The sequence below is a fragment of the Halorientalis pallida genome, from assembly GCF_004118325.1.
Taxonomy (GTDB): domain Archaea; phylum Halobacteriota; class Halobacteria; order Halobacteriales; family Haloarculaceae; genus Halorientalis; species Halorientalis pallida.
The window spans coordinates 25,834-32,317 of record NZ_RDFA01000012.1; the positions used below are offsets into that span (position 1 = coordinate 25,834).

General features: G+C 66.3%; 7 protein-coding genes. 2 read left to right on the plus strand and 5 right to left on the minus strand.

What is annotated here, in order from left to right; all coding sequences use genetic code 11:
* Positions 1 to 38: 38 nt before the first annotated feature.
* From EAF64_RS20465 to EAF64_RS20475, 3 genes are all read right to left on the minus strand, one after another.
* A complete protein-coding gene (locus EAF64_RS20465; RefSeq protein ID WP_129070835.1) occupies positions 39 to 812 on the minus strand; it encodes a hypothetical protein in 774 nt (257 codons plus the stop codon).
* Between the two features lie 96 nt (positions 813 to 908).
* Entirely contained in the window at positions 909 to 1,742 is an 834-nt protein-coding gene (locus EAF64_RS20470; protein ID WP_394345758.1) for an aldo/keto reductase, read from the minus strand.
* Between the two features lie 54 nt (positions 1,743 to 1,796).
* A complete protein-coding gene (locus EAF64_RS20475; RefSeq protein WP_129070836.1) occupies positions 1,797 to 3,083 on the minus strand; it encodes a digeranylgeranylglycerophospholipid reductase in 1,287 nt (428 codons plus the stop codon).
* A gap of 305 nt (positions 3,084 to 3,388) precedes the next feature.
* On the opposite strand from EAF64_RS20475, the gene EAF64_RS20480 reads away from it, so the two are divergent.
* Both EAF64_RS20480 and EAF64_RS20485 read left to right on the plus strand, forming a co-directional pair.
* Positions 3,389 to 4,348: an alpha/beta hydrolase gene (locus EAF64_RS20480; RefSeq protein ID WP_129070837.1), complete on the plus strand. Its 960-nt coding sequence runs from the start codon at positions 3,389 to 3,391 to the stop codon at positions 4,346 to 4,348.
* 39 nt (positions 4,349 to 4,387) lie between these two features.
* Positions 4,388 to 4,840: a GNAT family N-acetyltransferase gene (locus EAF64_RS20485; protein WP_129070838.1), complete on the plus strand. Its 453-nt coding sequence runs from the start codon at positions 4,388 to 4,390 to the stop codon at positions 4,838 to 4,840.
* Here the strand turns inward: EAF64_RS20485 and EAF64_RS20490 are convergent.
* Complete coding sequence (locus tag EAF64_RS20490) at positions 4,837 to 5,178, minus strand: DUF7344 domain-containing protein (RefSeq protein ID WP_129070839.1); 342 nt, start codon at positions 5,176 to 5,178, stop codon at positions 4,837 to 4,839. The genes EAF64_RS20485 and EAF64_RS20490 overlap by 4 nt on opposite strands.
* 85 nt (positions 5,179 to 5,263) lie before the next feature.
* The gene (locus EAF64_RS20495; RefSeq protein WP_129070840.1) at positions 5,264 to 6,031 is read right to left on the minus strand and encodes a helix-turn-helix transcriptional regulator; all 768 of its coding nucleotides are present in this window, start codon (positions 6,029 to 6,031) and stop codon (positions 5,264 to 5,266) included.
* Between the last annotated feature and the right edge of the window lie 453 nt (positions 6,032 to 6,484).

Consider the following 6,484-nt stretch of genomic DNA (forward strand, 5'->3'; position numbering starts at 1 on the left):
TTCCGGCGGGCCAGGTCACGACGCGGACCGCGGCGGTCTCAGTCGTCGTCGTCACCGCTGTCCGCCTTCGGCCGGACGAGGTCGGCCAACGTGACGAGGATGCCCAGCACCCAGCCCACGGGGACGGAGATGCCGAACCACATGCCGGCGAAGGCGATCCCTTCGAGGTCGTACCGGGTCCGAAGGTACGCGTTCACGTTCGCGAAGTCGAGGGGGTTCTCCAGCAGCCAGATGGCGAGGCTCTCGCTCCGCGGGAGGACGACCGCCGCGACCGTCGGGGAGTACAGTGCCGCGACGACCGGCGGGAGGAAAATCGCCGTCATCGCGAACGGCCAGGCGAACACGACTGTCGTGCCCCGGCCGCCGATCACGCGGAAGCCGACCGCCAGCGCCGCGGCGACGACGGCGACGGTCGAGGCGGCCGCGACCGCGAAAAAGCCCTCCGAGAGCCCGTCGAACCGGACGTACGACGCCGCGGTCAGCGCGCCCCAGAGGACGACGAAGAGGGCGACGACGCCGATGGTTCCGAGTCGGAGCGCCGCGCTGTCGAGTCGCCGGCTCTGGAAGCGCAGGATCACCCCGAGCAAGACGAGTGGGTAGACGAGTCCGATGATCGGAATCCCGAGGTAGTACCAGGTGTTGTAGGTCACCTTCTCCCGGGCCGTCTTCGGTTGCCACTTCCCGAGGACGGAACTCGAAGCGTTGCGCTGGCGCGGAAAGAACAGCTCCATCCAGGTCTCGTGCATCCGCCGCAGATCGAAGCGGATGTCGTCGACGACACCGCCCGACGCGCGTCCGCGTCCCGCTGCCATGTGCGCCGGGTTACGACGCGGGGGGTATAATCATTCTGGCCTCGTCAGACGGGTGTCAGCGGGCGAGAATGCGAGCGCGTCGGCCGCACCAGCCGGTCACCAGGCGTCGGGCGCGAAGTCGGGGTGGACGCGGCGGTCGCGCTCCTCGATGGCGTCGAGTCGGTCGATCTCCTCGGCGTCGAGTTCGAGCCCGACGCTCTCCCAGTTGTCCCGGATGTGGGCCTCGCTCGTGGCCTTCGGGATGGCCGTGACGCCCTTCTCGTTGAGCCAGGCGAGGCTGACCTGTGCGGGGCTGGCGTCGTGGGCCTCGGCGATGTCGACGATGGTGTCGTTCTCGAACACCTGCCCGCGGGCCAGCGGCGAGTACGCGACCAGTTCCAGGTCCGTCTCCGCCGCGTACTCGCGCAGTTCCGCCTGGGGCAGGAGGGGGTGCATCTCCACCTGATTGGCGTACACGGGCATCTCGGCGTGCTCGCGGGCCTCTTCGACGTGATCGGGCTCGAAGTTCGACACGCCGAACTGTTCGATCTTGCCCTCGTCGTAGAGCTGGTTGAACGCGCCGATCGTCTCCTCGGGCTCGTACTCGCCGGACGGCCAGTGGATGTACAGCAGGTCCACGTAGTCGACGCCCAGTCGCTCCAGACTGTCCGCCGTACTCTCGATCACGTCGTCGTGGGAGAGCTTCGAGATCCACACCTTCGTGGCGAGGAAGACGTCCTCGCGGGCCACGTCGGCCTCGGCGATCCCGCGACCGACGGCATCCTCGTTCTTGTACGCCTGTGCGGTGTCGATGTGCCGGTAGCCCATCTCCAGTGCGGTCCGGACGCTCTCGGCACACTGGTCTGCGTCGTCGTTCTGCCAGGTGCCGAGACCCAGCATCGGCATGCCGCTGGCTCGGGGGACGCTCTCGGGATCGAGTTGGGGGGTCATAGTCACCGGAGGAATGGGTGCCGCGTGCAAAACCGTTGTGAAACCGGCACCGACCTAGTTCTGGAAGAGCTTCGCGATGGCCGCGATGGCGCTCGCCGGGCTGGACCCGGTGCCGTCGAAACGCTGTTTCGCGTAGTCGACCAGCAGCGGGAGGTCGCCGGTGTGGATGAGCTTCCCGATGGCGAGCGGACTCCCCTTGTTGGCCTTGGCCAGGGTCTCGTCGGGCGTCTCCCGGAGGTCGGCCATCAGCTGGTCGTAACGCTCGTTCGGTGCGAGATAGAGGAGCTTCGTCATCAACAGCCGGTTGCGCATCCGGGGGGCGACCCGGTCGTGCCAGAGGTCGTCGTAGGTCTGCATGTTCTCGGCGGAGGTGTCGGGCTCGTTGGGCGTGAGACACTTGTCGGCCGTGACGGCCGCGACGCGGCCCGACTCCATGCACTTGTGGATCCCTTCGCCCCACAGTGGGTCGATAGTCGGCACGGTGTCGCCGACGGCCATGAAGTTGTCCGTACTCAGCTTGCCGGGCATCTGGATGTGCGCCGACCCGCGGTGCATCTTGCCTCCGAGTTTGGTCGCGTTCTCGAATCGAGGGTCGGTCTCGAGCCAGTAGTCGAGGTGTTCGTCGATGGTCATCCCGTCCTTGCCACGGGACTGGAAGCGCTCGTTCTGAATGTAACAGAGGCCGACCTTGGCGGTATCCTCGCCGGTGTGGAAGATCCAGGAGTACCCGCCGGGCGCGAGGTCGTGGTCGAGCCGGAGCATCATCCCGTCGGTCAGGTCGGCGTACTCGTCGTGGTTCACCTCGAGGCCCTCGAACTCGTACTCGATACCGATGGCCTGGTTCTGCCGTTCCAGATCGCTCACGCCGAGTTCCCTGGCCAGCGGTGCGGACGGGCCGGTCGCGTCGACGACCACGTCGGCGTACACTTCCTCGGAGCCGTTGTACTCGACGCCGACGATCTCGCCGCCGTCCATGATGGGGTTGGCGACGCGGGCGCCGAACCAGTACTCGGCACCCTTCGCACGCCCTTCCTCGACCAGCCACTGTTTGAAATCCGCAAACTCCAGCACTGCGCCGGCCCGTTCCTGGACGTAGTGATCGTTGGGCGACTCCAGCACGACGTTGTCGGTGTAGTTCATCACGACGTCGCTGGGCACGTTGAACGACGCCATCATCGACGGGAACGTGCCGGCGGTCGATTTGTTGCTCTGTCGCGGGAACTCGTCTTCGGCCTCGGTTTCGAGGACGAGGACCTCGTATCCCCGTGCCGCCAGGTCGCGAGCGCACTGTGCTCCAGCCGGTCCTGCACCGGCGACGACTACGTCGTAGTGATCAGTCATAGCGTCGTGTTGTGTACTGCAGATCCGTTCTCGTGGCGCTGTTCCCCACCGGACACCGAGCCGTCTCGTCGTGCGCAACACCGACACCCCCACGTCGAGTCCGTGACGACGGCCCCCACCGCGTCACCCCCACGATGTTTCCGTGCTGCGCACTCATTGTTCACCATTATCGCGTCATCTACTAAAAAAGGACCCTCTCCGCGGCGAAAACAGCCGGCTCTCGCGTCGTGAACCCCTACCTGTTAAAAGAGGCCGTAATTGAGAGGTAGAACGTTCATCAGGGGAGGGGTGTGAAAGAAAGGCATATGTTCGAAGACCAGCCGGTACGGGGGGACCTCGACGAGCACGTCGAGAACATGCTCGACTTGCTCAACGACTACGACATCACACTCTCGAAGGGGACACCGGAGGACGCACGCGAGCAGCTGACGATCATGACGAACCTCTCGACGGGCGAGCCGGAGGACGTCGGCACCGTCGAGGACGTCGAGATTCCGGCCGCCGGGGACGGCGAGGAGCCCATCCCTGCCCGGGTCTACGCGCCGGCCGGCGACGGCCACCCGACGGTCACGTACTACCACGGCGGCGGCTTCGTCGCGGGCGACATCGACACCCACGACGAACTCTGCCGGATGCTGGCCAACCGCGCGGAGGCGGTGATCGTCTCCGTCGAGTACCGCAAGGCACCCGAAGCGGCGTGGCCCGAACCCATCAAGGACGCCTACGCCGGGGCCCAGTGGACCGCCCGCAACGCCGAGGCGTACGGCGGTGACACCGGCACGCACGTCGTCGCCGGCGACAGCGCCGGCGGGAACCTCAGCGCCGTCGTCTCGTTGATGGCCGCCGAGCGCGGCATGCCGAACATCGACCGGCAACTCCTGCTCTACCCCGCGACGACCTACATGGACCCGATGCCCTCGCGGGCACAGAACGGGGACGGCTACTTCCTGACCGCCCAGGACATGCTCTGGTTCGTCAAACACTACATCGACGACGAGGTCGACGCCCACCACCCGTGGTCGTTCCCGATGAACGCCCGGCGTGACAAACTCGCCGAGACGCCGCCGGCGTACGTCCTGACCTGTGGGTTCGACCCGCTCCGGGACGAGGGCCACGCCTACGCCCAGGAACTCGCCGAGGCCGGCGTCGACGTGGAGTACAGCAACCACGAGTCGATGATCCACGGCTTCCTCAACATGGAGGGCATCGTCGACCACACCTACGACGGCGTCGAGGAAGTCGCCGAACAGATCCGCAAAGCCTGACGGCGCGGCGTTTTTGTCGCCGGCGCACTACCCGAAGGTATGGTCGACTCCGGCGTCGTCGTCGCCGACACCGAACGCGAGCGTACCGACGCCCTCGCCGTTCGACACGCCGTCTTCGTCGAAGGCCAGGGTATCGACGAGGACCGCGAACTCGACGGACTGGACGACGAGGCGGTCCACGTCGTCGCCTACGACGACGGGGAGGCCATCGGGGCCGCCCGACTCCGCGAGTCGACGGCTGGGACGTGGAAGGTCGAACGCGTCGCGGTCCGCGAGTCCCGACGCGGCGAAGGGTGGGGGCGGCGCGTGATGGAGACCGTCCACGCCGCGGCCCGCGAGCGTGACGGCACGCGACTCCGCTTGCACGCACAGGTCGACGTGGAGGGGTTCTACCGGCGACTCGGCTACCGGACGGTGGGTGAGGAGTTCGAAGAAGCGGGTATTCCGCACGTCGAGATGGTGCAGGAGTTCGACCGGGGAGGCGGGTGCTAGCGGTTCGTGTACTCGACGTGTTCGACGAGGCCGAGCAGGTCTCCGAGGGCCGAGCGCGGTTCGACGACGTTGTCAGCGGGGTCGTAGTCGACGAGGCCGAGGGCGTCGAGTTTCGGGAGCGTCCGGTGGTGCAGGTCGAGGACGACGCGGTCGCGGTCCTGTGCACCGTCGGGCAGCAGGCAGATCTCGGTCGCGAGTTCCTGCAGGGTCGTGGTCCCCTCGGTCCCGTGGAGAACCCGGACGACGATCCGCCGGCGCTCGTCACTCAGCGCTTCGAGTGCATCGGGTATCGGGACCGCCCCGAACCCCGAGAGCCCGCGAACCGACTGTTGTGCCATCGCTCCGGCCTACGAATCACATATCGAAAGTGTTACCGAGCGAGTGTCGATCACTGCTTGATCGAGAATCAGAGAGTGATCCGGGTCAGAGTTTCCGCGTCCGATCGGACGCGACGATTCCGTCGAGGAACTCCTGGACCCACTCGATAGCGGCGTCGGAGTCGTTGGTGATGACCGCCAGCAACCGGTCCATATCGTTGGCGACGGAGACGGCGGCGCGGTCGTCGCCCACGGCGGCACCGTAGGTGTAAGCGTGTTCGGTCACGTGGACCGTCGTGTGGTCGGCCTCGAGGATCGCACCGAACTTCTCGTCGTAGTTCGACAGCCCGGTCTCGTACACCCCCTCCGAGAACACGAAGTGGGCCGGGAGCTCTTCCTCGACGGTGAGTCGGTGGAAGGCGTCGACGATGTAGGGGGTGATCCGGTTCGAGTAGCCGTAGAATTCGCTGGTCGACTTGGCCAGGTCGACCATCTCCGCCAGCGGTTCGTGTGGCGCGTGATCCTCGGCGTGGTGGACCGCCGCCCCCTCCAGAAGCCGCATGTCCAGTCCGGCGTCGCGAGGGAGGTGTGAGAGCAGGCCCTCGACTTCGGTGAGCGTCCCGAGCGCCGCGTCCACGCGCTCGAACTCCGCACAGCAGAGCTCACCGAAGTTGGTCAACTCGTACGTCGTCCCCGTCGACGTGAGGATACCCGCGTCTTCGAGTTCACGGAAGGCTCGGTCGACGGTCGGTCGCGAGGCTCCCGTCCGCTCCTCGACGGCCCGCTTGTCGAACTGGTCGTCACAGAGACAATCCAGCACGTCGTACCGTTTGTGAAAGAGGTGGAGGAGGCCCTCGACCGAGTCGGCATCCATACGCGAGCACAACCGGCCCTCCACAGTAAAGCGTTCTGCTAGAATACCCCGAGTAGTGCCCGCCGCGTGGCTACGGCGGCGACACTGCATTCGGTATCGAGTCACGGCGTCGAACAGCCGAGGACCGAACGTTCGACCACCCAGTGGCCGCGGTCCGGATCGGTCCTCCAGTGCGGGCAGGATCGTCGCACGGAGCGCCCCTTCGGCGCGCTCCGTCTTTTTTGTGAACGTTTTTACCGCGAATAGTGCGGGAGCGAAGTCGTTCGAGGGACGAAGCCCCTCGTGATGACGAGAGAGCTTCGCTCTCTCGAACCACTCCCGCATGCCGTGCGAACGGGCGCATTGCGCCCGTGAGCAAATGGTGCCGCGCGGAGCGCGGCACCCGAGCGGAAAAACGCTTCAGTAGAACTCCCGGACGAGGTCCATGGCGTCCTCGGGCGCGCCGTCGGGGAT